Here is a 15,830-nt window from a genome sequence, read left to right on the forward strand (position 1 = left end):
CGGAAGTCGACCTCAGCGTCCTGGCTCCGGATCGCGTGGCAGGTTGAGAATGCGTTCGGCGATCACATTGAGCTGGATCTCGGTGGTGCCGCCGTACACCGTGCTGGGCCGCGCCGAAATGGTCTTCTCCATCCAGGTGTGGGCCTGCGGATCGGCCTGCGCGTAGCCGCCCGCCGCCCCGAGTTCGCCGTGGCACAGGTCCGCGATCTGTTGGCCGACACGCATATTCAGGTACTTGGCGACATTGGGAATCGCGCCCACCTCCGCACCGCCGAGCTGTTTCAGCACGGTGCGGCCGTTGAGCAGCAGCAGGGACTGGTTCTCGGCGACGATCTCGCCCACCCGGTCGAGGGGGATGTCGGCGGGGTCGCGGGTGCGGAAGAAGGCGAGCAGGTCCTCGATGCTGGCATTGAGCGGTGTGCCCTTGCCGAGGGCGACGCGTTCGTGCGAAAGCGTGCCGCGCGCGACCTGCCAGCCATCGTCCACCCGTCCGACGACACCGGAGTCGGGAATGAACACGTCGTCGAGGAAGATCTCGGAGAACATCGCACCGCCGCTGGCCTCGCGCAGTGGGCGGGCGTCGATGCCCGGACTGCTCATATCCACCACGAAGTACGTAATGCCCTGGTGCTTGGGCGCATTCGGGTTCGTGCGGGCCAGCAGCACACCCCACTGCGCCAGGAAACCCAGGGAGGTCCAGATCTTCTGGCCGGTGACCCGCCAGCCGTCGGCGACCTTCACCGCCTCGGTGCGCAGCGCGGCGAGATCGGAGCCCGCGCCGGGTTCGCTGAACATCTGGCACCAGATGATCTCGCCGCGCAGCGTGGGTGCGACGAGCTCGACGCGCTGCCGCTCGGTGCCGTGTTCGGCGATGGAGGGCAGCAGCCAGGTGGCCAGGCCCAACTGCGGGAGGGTGATACCCGCGCGGGCGATCTCCTCGGCGATCACCACCTGCTCGACCGGATCGGCGGCGCGACCCGAGGGCGGCGCGAGGAAGGGCATGACCCAGCCCTCGTCACCGAGGCGGCGCAGTTGTTCGCGCTCGTCGAGGGCGGCGATGTCGGCGAGTTCGGCGCGCACGCGCTGCCGGTAGGCGTCCGCCTCGGCGGGCAGTTCGTAGCCGACCGCGCGCCGCTCACCGGCCAGGGCGCGCCGGGCGAGGTCGGCGGCGCAATCGCGGGAACGGCCCAGCAGGCCGCGCAGCGTGACGGCGCGGCGGTAGTAGAGGTGCGCGTCGTGCTCCCAGGTGTAGCCGATGCCGCCGAGTACCTGTATGGCGTCGCGGGCGGCGGTGACGGCGGCATCGGGTGCGAGCAGGCGGGCTACGGCGGCGGCGTAGGCGGCGGTGTCGTCGCGGGCGTCCAGGGCGCGCGCGGCGTCCCAGACCGCCGCCCGGGCCTGTTCGAGGGCGACGAGAGCCTGGGCACACCGGTGCTTGACGCCCTGGAACTGCCCGATGGGGCGGCCGAATTGCACACGCACCCGGGCGTATTCGGCGGCGGTGGCGACGCACCAGGAGGCGACGCCGACCGCCTCCGCGCCGAGGATCACCGCGGCGATATCGGAGACCGCGGCGTCGGTGCTGTTGTCGAGCAGGTGGGACGGCGAGACCTCCTCGGCCGTGCAGAGGGTGATCGAGCGGGTGACGTCGATACTCGTCGCCTGGCGGACGCGCAGCCGATCGGTCGGGAGGGTCACCCACAGTCGCGTTGTGTGGGAGCCGGTTTCGCTCTCGGTCTCGACCTCGACGGGCGCCACGAGTATCCGTGCCAGATGCGCGCCGACCGCCGCCACTTCACCCGAGATGGTCAGTGCGCCGGTGGCATCGACGGTGCCGGTGAATTCCCCGGTGAGCGCGACCGCGCCCCGCGCCGCACCGTCCACCAGTGCGGGCAGCAGGTCGGCGGCGGCCTTCCCGCCGTCGGCGGCGAGTACCGCCGCCGCGAGCACGGTCGGCGTGACCGCGGCGGCACCGAGGTGGCGGCCCAGCACCTCCAGCACCACGGCCGCTTCGAGGAGTCCGGCGCCGGAGCCGCCGTGCACCTCGGCCACGTGCAGGCCCAGCAGCCCCTGCGCGGCCAGCTCGCCCCAGCACTGCGGCAGCTGTTCCGGCGCACCGGCGTCGATGCGCGCCACCGCCGCCCGCGCGGTCTCGGGCGGCAGATGGCGGCGGGCAAATCCCGCCACCGAATCCGCGAGATCGAGGTGGTCGCGGGAGATCCCCAGTCCGAGTTGGTAGTTCGCTGCCGTATCCACGCGCTCGCCTCTCATTCGACGAGCGCGGCCAGGCGGTCCAGCGACGCGCTCAGCTCCTGGCGCGCGGCCTTCTCCACCGCCGCGCCGATCGCGCCGACCATCATCTGACTGACGAAATCCACATCGGTCGACAGCAATGTGCCGTCGTCGAGCTCCTCGACCGACAGGGTGAGGGTGACCTTCGCGCCCGCCATACCGCCGCCCGACAGGGCGACGCGCGTGTGCGGCTCGTACTCCTCGACGGTCAGCGTGACCGCATTGGACATACCTATGACGGTCACGACCGCGGTCAGCCGATCACCCGGTTCGGGGACCTCCGGCGGTTCGCCCTTCCAACCGGTGAACAGGGTGTTCCACTCGTCCCAGCGCCGCAGGTCGCCCGCCACCTCCCAGACGCGCTCGAGCGGGGCCTGGATTTCCTTCTCCACATGCGTCGACGCCATGGCGGGCAACTCCTTTCGGGCAGCGGTGCCCTGCCTCGACGCTAGAAACCGAGGACCGATTCGCCAGTGACGCAACCGCTCGACTTTCTTGACCGAAACGCGCATTCGCCTGTCCCGAGCGCGAAGAATGGGGTGATGGCAGCGCGCACCGCCGACTACACGGTGCCCATCGCGCGCGTGCAGTCCTTCGTGGCCCTGGCGCTGCGCCGCGGCTGGGATATCGACACCATGATGCGGGCGGCCGGAATCTCACCGGTGTTGTTGGCGCAGGGGCGTTCTCGGGTCACCCTCGAACAGGCCAGTGCGCTCATCCGGCAGCTGTGGGCCGTCACCGACGACGAACTCCTCGGGCTGGGGCGAATGGCGGTGCCGCGCGGCACCTTTCGGCTCGTCGGCTCGGCCGTGCTGGCCACCGCGGACAATATCGGGACCGCGCTCGAACGCTACGTCGAGTTCAACAAGGTCATCCCGGGCACCCCGGAGGTGTATCTGGCGCGATCGGCGGGGGAGACCGTGCTCGCGGTGGACCTCGACCCGCTCGACCGGCCCATCGCGCTGCTCGTCGACGCCATGCTGGCCACGGGGCACCGGCTGCTGGAGTGGGCGACCGGACGCCGTATCGCGCTGCGCCGCGTGGAGGTGCCCTATCCGGAACCCGAGGATGTCGACGACTACGACCTGATCTTCGGCGCGCCCATGGTTTTCGAGGTGCCCCGAGCGGCCGTCGTCCTCGACAACACCGTGCTGCCCACCCCGCTGGTCCGCGACGAGAGCGAACTCGACCAGTTCATCGACCGCGCCCCCGCCGACCTGCTCGTCCGTCGTGACGGCGGCATCTCGCTGTCGGACCGCGTGCGGCGCGTCCTGGTCCGCGATATCGGTCACGAATGGTCCACCACCGAACAGTTGGCGGCCCGCTTCGCCATGAGCCCGCAGACGCTACGCCGCAAACTCCGTGCGGAGGGCACCAGCATTCGCGAGATCCGCGAGGGCATTCTGCGCGACGCGGCCATCGACAGCCTCACCCGCGGCACGGAAACCATCGCGGCGCTGTCACAGCGCCTCGGCTTCTCCGAGCCCAGTGCCTTCACCCGCGCCTTCCGCCGCTGGACCGGCAGCGCACCGCGCTCGTATCTGCCACGCGGACACCGGGATTGACCTAGCCGATGGTCTGCACCATATCGAGGAGCTGGCCCTGCCGGTGAACGAGGACGCGGCGCGGTGGAGCGCCGAGGCGGCGCAGCGCGGCGCGGGCCCGGCGGCGGGATCGACGGGAAATGAGCGTCGCCAATTCCTCGGACGCGGCGATGCCCTGTGCCGCAATGGTTTCCGAGGCGCGCCGGAACCAGCGGCGCTCATCGCGGCGCACCCAGAGATACACGGCGGCGAAGATCACGATGTAGAGCACCATCTTGCCGCCCAGGATCACCATGCTGTCGATACTCTCCGGACTCGGTGCGTCCCAGGCGAAATGCATGGCCGCGCCCAGCAGATAGAACTGCGCGAAGACCCGCAAGCGCCGCGCGCCGGACCATTCGCGGTGGGCGATGGCGAGCACGATGCCTATACCCGCCAGCGCGGTGAACATCCAGTGCGAGGTGACGCCCACGACGAAGCGCAGCAGGCCCACCTGCAGCGCCGCGACCGCATCGCCCTGCGCGGTGCTCAGACTCGAATTCGCCGAGTAGGTCAGGTCTTCCACCACCTGGAACCCCAAACCGGTGAAACCGCCGAGCAACAGACCGTGCATGGGCCGTCGCAGCAGCGGCCGCGCCAGCCAGGCGACGGTGAAGACACCCAGGCCCTTGATGCCCTCCTCGACAATGGAGGCCGAGATCGGGGCCGCCCAATCGGTGGCGAAGCCGTCACCGGCGAGATTCTGAATGGCTTGCATGTCATGGTCATTGGCCCACATGGCGATCCCCGGACCGACCAGGCCGCCCCACAGGAAACCCATGGCCAGGGGCAGGCGCATGCGGTGGTGCGCGCGCAGCGGATCCAGCCGCAGAATCAGCCAGCCGAAGACGAACAGGGTCGCGAGCGTGAACGGCATGGCCACGAATACATCGCCCAGGGTCAGCGCCAGCGTCGATGCCAGCTGCGCCAACGCGGCGAAGACGCCGAAGGGCAGCAGGACGAGGTAGACCCAGAACAGCAGCGACGACGGCCGCAGCGCGGTCACTGCTCGACCGCCAGGGTCTCCAGGACGGGCGCGAGCTGATCGAAGCTGGCGGTGCGGCCACTGAGCGCCAGGGTGACCACGAGATTGTCCTTGCCGACGATCGCGCACACCCCCGCCTGTCCGTCGCCCTGGCAGGTGGGACCGGCGAAACCGTTCGGGGTCTGGACCTGGCCGCCGTCGAACACGCCCTCGAAGCCTTGTAGCGCAAGCACTTCCAAGCGCCAGTCGGCCGCTGCCGGGAAGTCGGTGACGCCATTGGCCACGGTGACGATGAGTACCGTCTCCTCCGGACTCCGCACGACCGCCGTGGCCGGATCGCCGGTCGGACGCTGGGCCCAGCCGTCTACTCCGGCGAAGGTGACGGTGTCGGGTTCCTCGCCGGGCGCCGACACCGCGAGCCGTGTCCCGGCCTCGACCAGCGTCTCGCGCTCGGGCACCCGATTCGCGATGAGTGCCGGGATCGCGAGCAGGGCCGCGACGGCGGCGAGGACGAAGGCCGCCTGCTTCCCATCGTGGCCGGTACGCGGCGGCGCGCTCATGCGGGGTGCTCCTCTGATCGGCAGATACCGCCGATTCTCTGTCGCGGCCCAGCGCCTGCCATTGAGCGACACGCCAGCAACACGCGGTTGCTCGGGACATCTGGGGCGATTTTCCCGCGTGTCCGAAAAGGCCAGCGCATTCTGATGCCGGTAGCTACCGCATGGCAATGGTCCTCAGGAGCGCTGGATGGATACACCCGATCTCATCTTCACCGACGGCTCGATCATCACGGTCGACCCCGAGACGGAAGGGGCGACGGCCGTGGCGGTACTGGACGGCCGTATCCACGCCGTCGGCGGGCGCGAGCTGCTGCGCATGCGCGGTCCGGGCACCGATGTCATCGAACTGTCGGGGCGCTGCCTCATGCCGGGATTCGTCGAGGCGCACATCCATCCGGCCCGCGACCAGCTCATGTTCAGCGAGTCGGTCATCGATATCCGGCCCATGGTGTGCGGCTCGGCCGATGCGGTGCGCACCGCCGTCCACGCGGCGGTGGCGGCGGGTGGCACCCGGCCGCTGTTGTGCTACGGCCTGGATCCGGTGCTGCACAGCGGTTTTCCCGAACCCACCCGGGAGTGGTTGGACGAGCTGGCTCCCGGTCGGCCGCTGGTGATGTGGCAGAACTCGGGGCGCGTGGCCTGGGCGAACACCGCGGCCTTGGCCTTGGCCGGATTGAGCGCCGACGCGGCCGATCTGCCCGACGGGCACTTCGACCGGGACCGGTTCGGGCGACCAACCGGGAAAGCCTATGGGACACCGGCGATTCTGGCGCTGGTCGGTCGGATCGTGGGCGAGCAGCTCGACTCCGGCCTGCTGGCCAAGGAACATCAGCACCTCGCCGCCCGGGGCGTGACCCTGTGCGGCGATATGGGTTTCGCCGACGAGATGCGGGTGCTCACCGCTGGCCTGTACCGGCGCGGGCTGGCGAAGGTGCGCACCCGTTTCTACGAAATCTCCTCACCCGGGTTGGAGACCATCTGCCCGCTCGACAACGGCGACGATCTGTTCCGCCAGATCGGTATCAAGATCCGGGTGGACGGCGGCGCGACGGCCGCGACCGCCGAGCGACTACGCGCCATGGTGCGCGCCTACCACCCGCACGGCTGGCAGATCGCCTGTCGCGCCGACGATCACACCGCCACCGAGGTGGTGCTCGACGCGTACGACTCGGTGCTGCGCGAGTATCCGCGCGACGACCACCGGCTGCGCCTGGAGCACTGCGGTGCGATGACCCCGGAACAGTACCGGCGCGCCGGACGGCTGGGCGTCACCTGCTCGCTGTTCATGGACCACCTCTACTACTGGGGCGACACCGAGCCCGAGTGCGAAACACAGTGTGTGCGAGCCAGATCCGCGCTCGAGGCCGATGTGCGCATCTCCTTCCACAACGACAGCCCGGTCACCCCGGAGGAGCCGCTGCGCAATATGGCCTGCGCCATCACCCGCACCGCCCGCTCCGGTCGGGTGCTCGCCGCCGAGGAGGCCATCAATCTGGACCAGGCCATTCGCGCCCAGACCATCGACGCCGCGTACCAGCTCTTCGCCGACGACATCACCGGTTCGATCACCCCCGGCAAGTACGCCGATCTCGTTGTGCTGGAATCGGATCCGCACAGCGTGGCACCCGAGGAGCTGGCCGATATCGCGGTGCACAGCACCTATCTGGCGGGCAGGCTCACCTACCGGCGCTGATCACACCGAGCCGAGCAACTCCAGCATTCCGGCCACGGCGGCGGGCCAGGTGAACTGTTCGGCGCGACTGCGGGCCGCGTGGCGGCGCTGCTCGGCCGGTCGGGCCAGCACATCGGTGACCGCCGCCGCGAAGGCGAGCGGATCGTCGGCGGCGACCGCGCCGCAGTCGGCGGTGACGATATCGGCCAGTGCGGAGGAGCGACTCGCCACCACCGGGGTGCCTGCGGCCAGCGCCTCGAGCGCGGCCAGTCCGAAGGTCTCGTGCGGGCCGGGCGCGAGCGAGACGTCCGCGGTGGCCAGCAGTGTCGCCAACGCCGTTCGGTCGTCGATGAATCCGGTGAAGTGCACGGCCGAACGACCGTCCGACAGCGCCGGAATCGCGCGGGCGCGGCGTTCCAACGAGTCCCGGCGCGGACCGTCACCGGCCACCACCAACCGCGCGTCCACACCCTCGCGCCGCAGCGTGCCCACCGCCTCGATACTGCGGTCCACCCGCTTCTCCACCGACAACCGCCCGCAGTGCACCAGCAGCGGCAGGCCGTCGGCGGCCAGATCGGTGCGCAGCGCGCGGTCGTGGCGGTGCGGGCTGAACAGGTCCAGATCCACCCCCAGCGGCACCAACTCCACATTGGCGGCGTCGATGCGCTGGAACTCCTCGCGCGCGAAAGCCGTTGTGCAGACCACCATGTCGTAGCTCGCGGCGGTGCGGCGATTGGCCATATCGGCGGCCCGCCGGGCGGCCGGACCCGGCAGCACCTGGCCCAGCAGCCGGTCCAACCGCTCGTGCGAGATCATCACTCCCGCCACATCACGCTGCCGCGCCCAGTGCCCGAAACCCCGCAGCGTCAACCGATCCGAGACCTCCAGCACATCCGGCCGCAGCCCCGCCAGCACATCGGCCACCCGTCGCGGATCGGCCGCCCGGTAGCCGCCGGTCAACGGAATTCGCGGTGCGGGCACGGTGATTCGCAGGACGCCGGATGGCAGCATCTCCTCGCCGCGGCGCGCCCCGGGCACGATCAACACCACCTCGTGGCCCGCCGCCACATATCCCTCGCCCAGATGGTGCAGTGCGGTACGCAGACCCCCAGAGCGCGGACCGTAGAAGTTCGCCAGCTGAACTATGCGCACGTCGCCGATCGTGCAGGGCCTCGGGTTACCGGTGGCACCCCCGCGCCCAACGCCAGGTGAACACGAGCGAAATACCGGCTGGCGGCACAGCTTTTGCCCTCCTCGACGGCCTGGGATAGCTTGGCTGGGCTGGAGGGGGATCGACATCGATGGACGCGAAAGACAGACGGCGTTTACTGATCGCGCTGGCCGTCGTGGGGCTGGTGGCGGTCGGGGGCATGACCGCCGTGATCGGGCGCGCACTGCCGAGCGGCGCGACGGTCGCCGGTACCGCGGTGGCGGCCTCACCCGGTCTGGTGCCCGCGGTCGCGCCGAGCACCACCGCCCCCGCGGCCACCACCGTCGAACCCGACCCGCTGACGCTGTTGCGCCCCGGCGACTGTGTGGCGCTCGCGCCGGTCGCCGACGAACCGCCCGAACCCGCCGAGTGCACCTCGTTCGAGGCGAACTACCGGGTGTTGCAGACGGGTCCGGCGCCGTGCACCGGGCCGCTGTACAAGGTGGAGGCCAGCCGCAAGGACCGGGCCGGGAATTACGTCTACCACCTGTGCCTGGCCTACGACTGGCGGGTCGGAATGTGTTACGACACCGCCAATATGGACGAGCCCACCAAGGTCGACTGCGCGAGCTCCGGCGAGCATGTCGTGCGGGTGACCGCCGTCCTCCTCGACACCGTCGACGGCTCGCGGTGCCCGACCGACCAGAACGGCGCGGTGGCCGTCAGCTGGGACCAGCGACAGATGACCGTCTGCTTCCGAGGGTCGGACAACCCGGGCGGTCGATGACACGCCGACCCCGCGTCGGTGTTGTGGCCGCGGTCACAAATCGGACTTTACAGTCTCTGCCATGTGTCGATCGCGCTCGCGCCGCACGGCGATTGCCACGGCCGCCCTGCTGGTGACCATGCCCGCGGTGATCGCGAGCGCGGAGCCCGCACCCTCGGTCGGGCTGGCCGCCGCGGTCGAACGCGATCTCGGCATCAGCGTCGCGGAGTTCACCCGGCGCGCCCAACTCGCCGAACGGGTGGCGCTGTTCGCCGAGGACGCGCGGCAGCGCTATCCGCGCGCCTTCGCCGGAGCGTGGCTCGAGAACGCCACGCCGATCGCGGCGCTGACCGCCGGGCAGGGGGCCGAGCAGGCTCGAAAAGCCGCCACGGCAGCGGGTTTGACGGTGCGCACGGCCGCCAAGACCGAGGCGACGCTGGGGCAGCAGAAGTCGGCGTTCGAGGAGTGGCTCGGACAGCAGAGCGACGCCGTCGCCGGGGTGGTGCACGGGGTCGCCGTCGATCTGGTCGGCAATCGAATCGTGGTCTGGGCCGACCGGGCAGAGATCACCGTGCCCGACTACATCGACCCCGCGAACGTCATCGTCCGGGCGCGGGCGGTGGCCGAACCGCTGCCCAGTGGCAGCGCGGAATCCGGCAGCCTGGCCGCCCCGCCGGGAGCGCTGGCGCGTGACTACTGGCAGAACACCCCGCGCACGCCGAGCGGAGCGGTGGCCGGTGGCGATCCGTACGTGGGACATCAGGGCAGGCGGCTCGGGCACTGCTCGCTCGGATTCCACGCGGTGGACCGGTCGGGAGCGCCGGTGAACATCACCGCCGGACACTGCGATATGGCCGCGGAGGCGGCGGGGACGCCGGAGGCCACGGCGGTGCACGAATGGATTCCCGGCGAGGATTTCGGCGCGGCGCTGGGCGCGTTCGAGAAGTCGGTGTTCGGCGGTCTGGACTATGGGCTCATTCGGGTCGCCGACGCGGCGCGCGATCGCTTCGGCGGCGCGGCGGTGCGGGAGCCGGGCGCGGCGGATATTCGACTCGACGGCCACGCGATACCGGTGGTGGGCGCACCCGCGTGCAAATCGGGCGCGACCACCGGCTACACCTGCGGTGTGGTGCTCGAGGTGGACGTGACCAATGACGTGGGCGGTCACGGGCAGGCCCCGGTGCAGGTGAAGGGATTGTTCCGGACCGATATCTGCGCGCTGCCCGGTGACAGCGGCGGACCGGTCATCACCGGGACGAAGGCGCTCGGGATCTCCAGCAATGTCACCTCGGAGACGTTGACCGAGTGTCCGATTCGCGAGCCGATCACCGCCGGGTCGTTCGGGGCGCAGGTGCGCTTGTCGGCCCAGCCCATTGCCGCCGTACTGGCCGAGCATCCGGAATTGACGCTGCGCACCAACTGACCGGTTCGCGGTGCGTTCGTGACCGGTTGGTCCGCGAGCGCAATCCGAGCGATCGGCGGCCGCGAATACGCCTATATGGCGAAGGATCTCATCGTCCCCCTCGTGGTGCCCATGCTGTTCGCGGTCATCGCGGTCATCGTCTTCCTGGTCGGTGACCGGCTGCGGCCGGACAGCTGGCGGCAGAGCGACGACGAGGCCTCGCACGGCCTGGTCCTGGATCTGGTGAACATGTTCTTCGCGGCGGTCGTCGCCTTCGTGGTCGTGATCGCCTGGCAGCAGTACGACAACGCGCACGCGCACACCGTGGACGAGGCCAAGGCGCTGCTCGAAATCCACGCGGCGGCAGGGGAACTGGACGGGGCCGAGGGGCCGAGGATCCAGGAACTGGCGCAGGCCTACACCGACGAGGTGGTCTCGCGCGAATGGGCGGTCATGGACGAGGAGGGCAGGCTCAGCGCCGACGCCCAGCAGCGCCTCGACGCGCTCGGCGCCGCCGTGACGGCCGTACCGGCGACCGACCCGCAGGTGGCCGAGGTTCGCACCGGCATGCTCACCGCACTGGGCACGGTCGAGGAGGCGCGCTACGACCGCGCCTTGGACGCCGAGTACCATATGCCCCGATTCCTCTACATCGCATTGTGGTTGGCCACGGCCATGCTCTTGAGCGCGACCGTGCTCTCCGGCGTCGTGGTCACCCGCAAGAGCGTCATCATGACCGCGCTGTTCGGACTCGTCGTCGGCGGCGTGATCATCGCCGTCTATCAGCTCGACCGTCCCTTCTCGGGCGGCAACGTGGTCTCCAAGGACGCCTTCGAACTGACCCTGTCGCGCTTCGCCGACCAGGCGGGCGATACGGGAACGGGCAGCTAGCGACGGCACGGGACGAGGGGTCCGCAGATGGGAATCGGTGATACGCGAACGCGCAGGGCCGCACGGGGTTTCGGTGCGGTCTCGGTGCTGACGCTGCTGGCGGTGCAACCCGGTGTGGCACTGGGGGATCCGGGCCCGCCGCCGTGGCCGCCGGTGGATATCGCCAGCGGAAGCGCGGCACCCGGGCTCGCCGAGGCGGGGACCGGGGCCGGTAGCAGCGGGGTCGAGTTGGGTCTCGGCGGTCCGGTCGTGGCCGGTCTGGATCTCGGATCCAGCGGTGGCGCAACGGGTTCGGGGTATCGCGGCGGAGGTGTCGAGCTCGGGGTCGCGGAGACCGGCAGTGCCGCCGTCGAATCACCGACGGTGGAGCCGGTCGGTGGCACCGCCGGTGAGCTGCTGGGATTCGAACCCGGCAGTGTGCTCACCGCCTGTACCGGCAGCGCGGTACTCGGCAGTGCCGCGCTGATGCTGGGATCGGCCACGGGCAGTGCGTTGGTGGGCTTGGGTTCGAGTGGTTCCGGGTGGGTCGGGGCGGGGTCGGGACTGCTGGTGCCCGGCCTGCTCATCGGCCCGGGTTCGGTCGGCGGCGGAGCGGGCAGCGTCGTGGTGGGCAGCGCCGCGCTCGGCAGCGCGCTGCTCACCTGCCTGCTGCTGCTCCCGGTTCCGGACCCGCCGGGGATTCCGCTCGGGCTCGGGCCAGCGCCCGCGCTGGTCCCGGCGGCCGTCCCGGTCGCTCCGGCGGAGCTGCCTTCCCTCCAGTTCGTTCCGCCGGTGCCGCCGGTCCCGCCGCCTCCGGAACCGCCTGCGCCCGAATCGCTTTCACCGCCCGATTCGCGCGACTGGTCCGTGCTGCAAATGATGACGGTCATGATCATCAGCATTATCGCCGCGGCCCGCGTGAAGACCGCCAAGATCCTGCGCGGCTGAACCGCGTCGGCTATCGCGAGAACTTCGCCTCGAGTTCGGTCGCGGTGGCCTGGAGGTCGGCGCGGTCGTTGTACTTGAAGATCCCGTCGTAGCCGGATTCGGCCCGGATGGCGGCCTCCACGTCGGGGTCGTGGTAGATCTCGGTGAGCCGCAACAGGATCGGATCGTCCTTGTCCTCGGCGCGGGCGGCGAAGATATTGATGTACTGCTTCAGCTCGGGACGGTTCGGGTCGTCGGTGTAGATGACCTCCCGCTGGGTCAGCCCGGCCGGAACGGCGAAGGTGTCGTCGACGAACGCGGCGTCCACACTGTCCAGGGACTGCGCGGTCAGGGTCGGGTCGATGGTGGTGAGCCGCACCCGCGACGCGGCGGTGTCGACGTCCTCGATCTTCGAATCCCAGGTCGCGCCGCCCTTCAGCACGATCAGTCCGGCGGCGGCCAAACTCAACAGCGGCCGCACCTGATTCGCGGGATTGTTGCTGAGCGTGATCTCCCCGCCCACCGGGATGGCGGCCACATCCTTGTGCTTCTTCGAGTAGAGCGTGAGCGGGAAGATCTCGGTCGCCCCGATCGGCACCAGGGTGTCGTTGTTGCGGGCGTTGTAATTGGCCAGGTAGCGCACGTGCTGGAACTTGTTGAGATCCACCTGACGTTGCCGCAGTGCGGGATTGGGCTGGTTGTAGTCGGAGAAGTTGGTGAACTCGACCGCGATACCGGCCTCGGCCGCCTTGCGTTCGAACACCTCCCAGTGCGCAAGTGCGAGGTCGTTCACACCGATGCGCACCACGTTCTCGTCGTGCCTCGTGCCACAGGCGGCCGTCAGGGTCATGGCGAAGAGTAGGGGAATCGCCAGGTAGCGGCGCAGTTTTCGCATTCGCGCCAAGGTAGGAGAACGAGCCGGTCGCGCGCGAGCCTTTCATTCGGCCGGATCGCAATCATTGCCGCGCGGTAGCCCGTGCCGTTTCATGGCCGGGTTCGATTGCGACGAGAATTCGGGAGAACGAGTGAATTTCCGACGGGTACTGGCGATCCCGGTACTGATGGCGGCGGCCGCGGCGCTCACCCTGACAGCGTGCGGCGATGAGGAGAGCTCGGGCACCTTGGTGCGGATCGGGACCACCGAGACCGACCCCCAGTGGGATGTGTTCGAGGAGAAGGCGAAAGAGCAGGGGATCACCTTGAAGATCACCCGCTACTCCGACTACTCCCAGCCGAACGCGGCACTGTCACAGGGGCAGATCGATGTGAATCTCTTTCAGCACCTGCAATTCCTGGGGCAGTACAACGTGGCCAACGACGAGGACCTGACGCCGATCGGGGCGACCCAGATCGTGCCGCTGGGGCTGTATTCGAAGAAGTACACGTCCGTGGCGGACTTCCCGGCGGGTGCGGAGATCGCCATCCCCAACGACCCCACCAATCAGGCGCGGGCGCTGTTCGTCCTGCGGAAGGCGGGGCTGGTGAAGCTCTCCTCGGAGACCCGCGCGCCCTCGCCCGCCGATATCGACAAGGCTGCCTCCAGGGTGCGGGTGACCCCGGTCGACGCCGCCCAGACGGCGCTGTCGCTGAACTCCGTGGACGGGTCGATCGTCAACAACACCTTCCTGCTGAAATCCGGCATCGACCCGAAATCGGCGGTGTACCAAGATGATCCGAACGACCCAGGGGCGGAGCCCTATATCAACGCCTTCGTCACCCGCGCCGAGGACAAGACCGATCCGACCTATCTGAAGCTGGTGGAGATCTTCCACGACCCCGACGTGCAGCAGAAGGTGCGGGAGAATTCGAAGGGCACCGCGGTCGAGGTCCGCCGCGACGGTCCGGCCCTGGAACAGATTCTGTCGCGGGTGCAGCAGACCATTCGCGAGCAGAAGTGAGCGACTCGACCGCCGCTGTCGAATTCCGTTCCGTCTCCAAGGTTTTCCGAGTCGGCGGGCAGGAACACACCGCGCTCGCGGGGATCGACCTGCGCATCGAGCAGGGTGAGATCTTCGGCGTGATCGGCTATTCGGGGGCGGGCAAGAGCACCCTGGTGCGGTTGATCAACGCCCTGGAGAAGCCGACCACAGGCACAGTGCTCGTCTCGGGCACGCCCATCACCGGGGTGCCGGAGTCCCAGGTGCGGCGGCTGCGTCGCGATATCGGCATGGTGTTCCAGCAGTTCAACCTGTTCCGGTCGCGCACGGTGCGCGGCAATGTCGAATATCCGCTGAAGGTGGCGGGCTGGTCCCGCGCCGACCGCGCGGCACGGGTGGCGGAACTGCTGGAGTTCGTGGGGTTGTCGGACAAGGCGCGCAGTTACCCGGACCAGCTGTCGGGTGGGCAGAAACAGCGCGTGGGCATCGCTCGCGCACTGGCCACCTCACCGAAACTGCTGCTCGCCGACGAGGCCACCTCGGCCCTGGACCCGGAGACCACGGGTGAGGTACTTCGCCTGCTGCGCAAGGTGAATCGCGAACTCGGCATCACCATCGTGGTCATCACCCACGAGATGGACGTGATTCGCGCGGTGGCCGATCGGGTGGCGGTGCTGGCCGAGGGGCGCATTGTCGAATTGGCCGACACCTTCGACGTGTTCGCCGCGCCGCGGGCCGCGCCCACCCGGTCGTTCGTGGAGACGGTGCTGCGCACCCGACCCGGGGCCGAGGAGCTCGCGCGACTGGCGGACCGGCATGCCGGGCGGCTCGTCACCGTCGATGTCGACGACCACCGCGGGCTCGGTGACGCCCTCGCCACCGCCGCGCACGGCGGGGTGCGGGTCGAGGTCGTCTACGGCGGCGTGAGCACCTTGCAGGACAAGACCTTCGGCAGCGTCACCCTGGCCCTGGACGGCCCCGACGGCGCCGTGGCCACGGTGGTCGACGAATTGGAACGGAGGGGCGCGTGAACTCCGCTGTCGTGAATCTCGCGGCCGTGCAGACGGATTGGGACAAACTGCGGCCGGTGCTGTGGGAGGCCATCGGCACCACCATCTACCTGGTGCTGCTCACGTTCGTGGTGGGCGGGCTCATCGGGCTGGCCTTGGGCACGGCGCTGTATGTCACCCGCAAGGGCGGTCTGTTGGCCAGCGCGCCGGTGCATCTGGTGCTGAACGTCCTGGTGAACGTGGTGCGGCCGATCCCGTTCATCATTCTGCTCGCCGCGCTGGGCCCGGTCACCCTCGAGGTGGTCGGCACCACCATCGGCACCGAGGCCGCCGCGTTCGTCATGATCGTGGCCGCGTCCTTCGGAATCGCCCGCATTGTCGAACAGAATCTGGTGACCGTGGACCCGGGCGTGATCGAAGCGGCCCGCGCCATGGGCGCGGGACCGCTGCGCATCATTCTCACCCTGCTGATCCCGGAAGCCTTGGGCCCCTTGGTCCTCGGCTACACCTTCGTGGTCATCGCCATTGTCGACATGTCCGCCATGGCGGGCACCGTCGGCGGCGGGGGACTGGGCGATTTCGCGCTGGTGTACGGGTATCAGCGCTTCGACTGGCAGGTCACGCTGGTGGCGACGCTGGTGATCATCGCCGGGGTGCAGGGCATCCAGTTCCTCGGCAATGCCCTGGCCCGAAAGGTGCTGCGCCGCTGAGTCACCCGTACCGGGGAGCCGGAATG

At 69.4% G+C, this 15,830-nt stretch carries 15 protein-coding genes; 9 read left to right on the forward strand and 6 right to left on the reverse strand.

What is annotated here, in order from left to right:
* Nucleotides 1-12 precede the first annotated feature (12 nt).
* The gene (locus ACIBH2_RS21630; protein WP_397120013.1) at nt 13-2,256 is read right to left on the reverse strand and encodes an acyl-CoA dehydrogenase; all 2,244 of its coding nucleotides are present in this window, start codon (nt 2,254-2,256) and stop codon (nt 13-15) included.
* A gap of 11 nt (nt 2,257-2,267) precedes the next feature.
* Entirely contained in the window at nt 2,268-2,699 is a 432-nt protein-coding gene (locus tag ACIBH2_RS21635; RefSeq protein ID WP_397120015.1) for an SRPBCC family protein, read from the reverse strand.
* A gap of 135 nt (nt 2,700-2,834) precedes the next feature.
* Between ACIBH2_RS21635 and ACIBH2_RS21640 the strand changes: the two genes are divergently transcribed.
* Complete coding sequence (locus tag ACIBH2_RS21640) at nt 2,835-3,857, forward strand: AraC family transcriptional regulator (RefSeq protein WP_397120017.1); 1,023 nt, start codon at nt 2,835-2,837, stop codon at nt 3,855-3,857.
* Between the two features lies 1 nt (nt 3,858).
* Here the strand turns inward: ACIBH2_RS21640 and ACIBH2_RS21645 are convergent, their stop codons facing one another.
* Both ACIBH2_RS21645 and ACIBH2_RS21650 read right to left on the reverse strand, forming a co-directional pair.
* Nucleotides 3,859-4,881 carry a PrsW family intramembrane metalloprotease gene (locus ACIBH2_RS21645; protein WP_397120019.1) on the reverse strand — a complete coding sequence of 341 codons (1,023 nt, stop codon included), beginning with the start codon at nt 4,879-4,881 and terminating at the stop codon, nt 3,859-3,861.
* Nucleotides 4,878-5,420, reverse strand: coding sequence for a hypothetical protein (locus ACIBH2_RS21650; RefSeq protein WP_397120021.1), 543 nt, complete (start codon nt 5,418-5,420; stop codon nt 4,878-4,880). Before ACIBH2_RS21650 ends, ACIBH2_RS21645 begins: the two co-directional genes overlap by 4 nt.
* A 187-nt stretch (nt 5,421-5,607) precedes the next feature.
* Between ACIBH2_RS21650 and ACIBH2_RS21655 the strand changes: the two genes are divergently transcribed.
* Nucleotides 5,608-7,113: an amidohydrolase gene (locus ACIBH2_RS21655; RefSeq protein WP_397120023.1), complete on the forward strand. Its 1,506-nt coding sequence runs from the start codon at nt 5,608-5,610 to the stop codon at nt 7,111-7,113.
* Here the strand turns inward: ACIBH2_RS21655 and ACIBH2_RS21660 are convergent, their stop codons facing one another.
* Nucleotides 7,114-8,244 (reverse strand): glycosyltransferase, encoded by a 1,131-nt coding sequence (locus ACIBH2_RS21660; protein ID WP_397120026.1) that lies wholly within the window; start codon nt 8,242-8,244, stop codon nt 7,114-7,116. It lies immediately after the preceding gene.
* Nucleotides 8,245-8,393: 149 nt separating this feature from the next.
* Between ACIBH2_RS21660 and ACIBH2_RS21665 the strand changes: the two genes are divergently transcribed.
* The 4 genes from ACIBH2_RS21665 to ACIBH2_RS21680 all read left to right on the forward strand — a co-directional run bounded on the left by ACIBH2_RS21665 (nt 8,394) and on the right by ACIBH2_RS21680 (nt 12,228).
* On the forward strand, nt 8,394-9,029 hold the full coding sequence (locus ACIBH2_RS21665; RefSeq protein ID WP_397120028.1) for a hypothetical protein: 636 nt from the start codon (nt 8,394-8,396) through the stop codon (nt 9,027-9,029).
* A 61-nt stretch (nt 9,030-9,090) separates the two neighbouring features.
* Nucleotides 9,091-10,431: a S1 family peptidase gene (locus tag ACIBH2_RS21670; protein ID WP_397120031.1), complete on the forward strand. Its 1,341-nt coding sequence runs from the start codon at nt 9,091-9,093 to the stop codon at nt 10,429-10,431.
* A gap of 18 nt (nt 10,432-10,449) precedes the next feature.
* Nucleotides 10,450-11,301, forward strand: coding sequence for a DUF4239 domain-containing protein (locus ACIBH2_RS21675; protein ID WP_397120034.1), 852 nt, complete (start codon nt 10,450-10,452; stop codon nt 11,299-11,301).
* 27 nt (nt 11,302-11,328) lie between these two features.
* Entirely contained in the window at nt 11,329-12,228 is a 900-nt protein-coding gene (locus tag ACIBH2_RS21680) for a hypothetical protein (protein WP_397120036.1), read from the forward strand.
* A gap of 10 nt (nt 12,229-12,238) precedes the next feature.
* Here the strand turns inward: ACIBH2_RS21680 and ACIBH2_RS21685 are convergent, their stop codons facing one another.
* The gene (locus tag ACIBH2_RS21685) at nt 12,239-13,102 is read right to left on the reverse strand and encodes a MetQ/NlpA family ABC transporter substrate-binding protein (RefSeq protein WP_397120038.1); all 864 of its coding nucleotides are present in this window, start codon (nt 13,100-13,102) and stop codon (nt 12,239-12,241) included.
* 91 nt (nt 13,103-13,193) lie between these two features.
* On the opposite strand from ACIBH2_RS21685, the gene ACIBH2_RS21690 reads away from it, so the two are divergent.
* Genes ACIBH2_RS21690 through ACIBH2_RS21700 form a run of 3 tightly spaced genes read left to right on the forward strand, consistent with a single transcriptional unit; the run spans nt 13,194 to nt 15,804 of the window.
* A complete protein-coding gene (locus tag ACIBH2_RS21690) occupies nt 13,194-14,105 on the forward strand; it encodes a MetQ/NlpA family ABC transporter substrate-binding protein (RefSeq protein WP_397120040.1) in 912 nt (303 codons plus the stop codon).
* Entirely contained in the window at nt 14,102-15,115 is a 1,014-nt protein-coding gene (locus ACIBH2_RS21695) for a methionine ABC transporter ATP-binding protein (protein ID WP_397120042.1), read from the forward strand. The genes ACIBH2_RS21690 and ACIBH2_RS21695 overlap by 4 nt, the downstream gene beginning before the upstream one ends.
* Before the next feature lie 26 nt (nt 15,116-15,141).
* On the forward strand, nt 15,142-15,804 hold the full coding sequence (locus ACIBH2_RS21700) for a methionine ABC transporter permease (RefSeq protein ID WP_397120955.1): 663 nt from the start codon (nt 15,142-15,144) through the stop codon (nt 15,802-15,804).
* Nucleotides 15,805-15,830 lie beyond the last annotated feature (26 nt).

Source organism: Nocardia sp. NPDC050406, assembly GCF_044459025.1.
In the GTDB taxonomy this organism is placed as follows: Bacteria; Actinomycetota; Actinomycetes; order Mycobacteriales; family Mycobacteriaceae; genus Nocardia.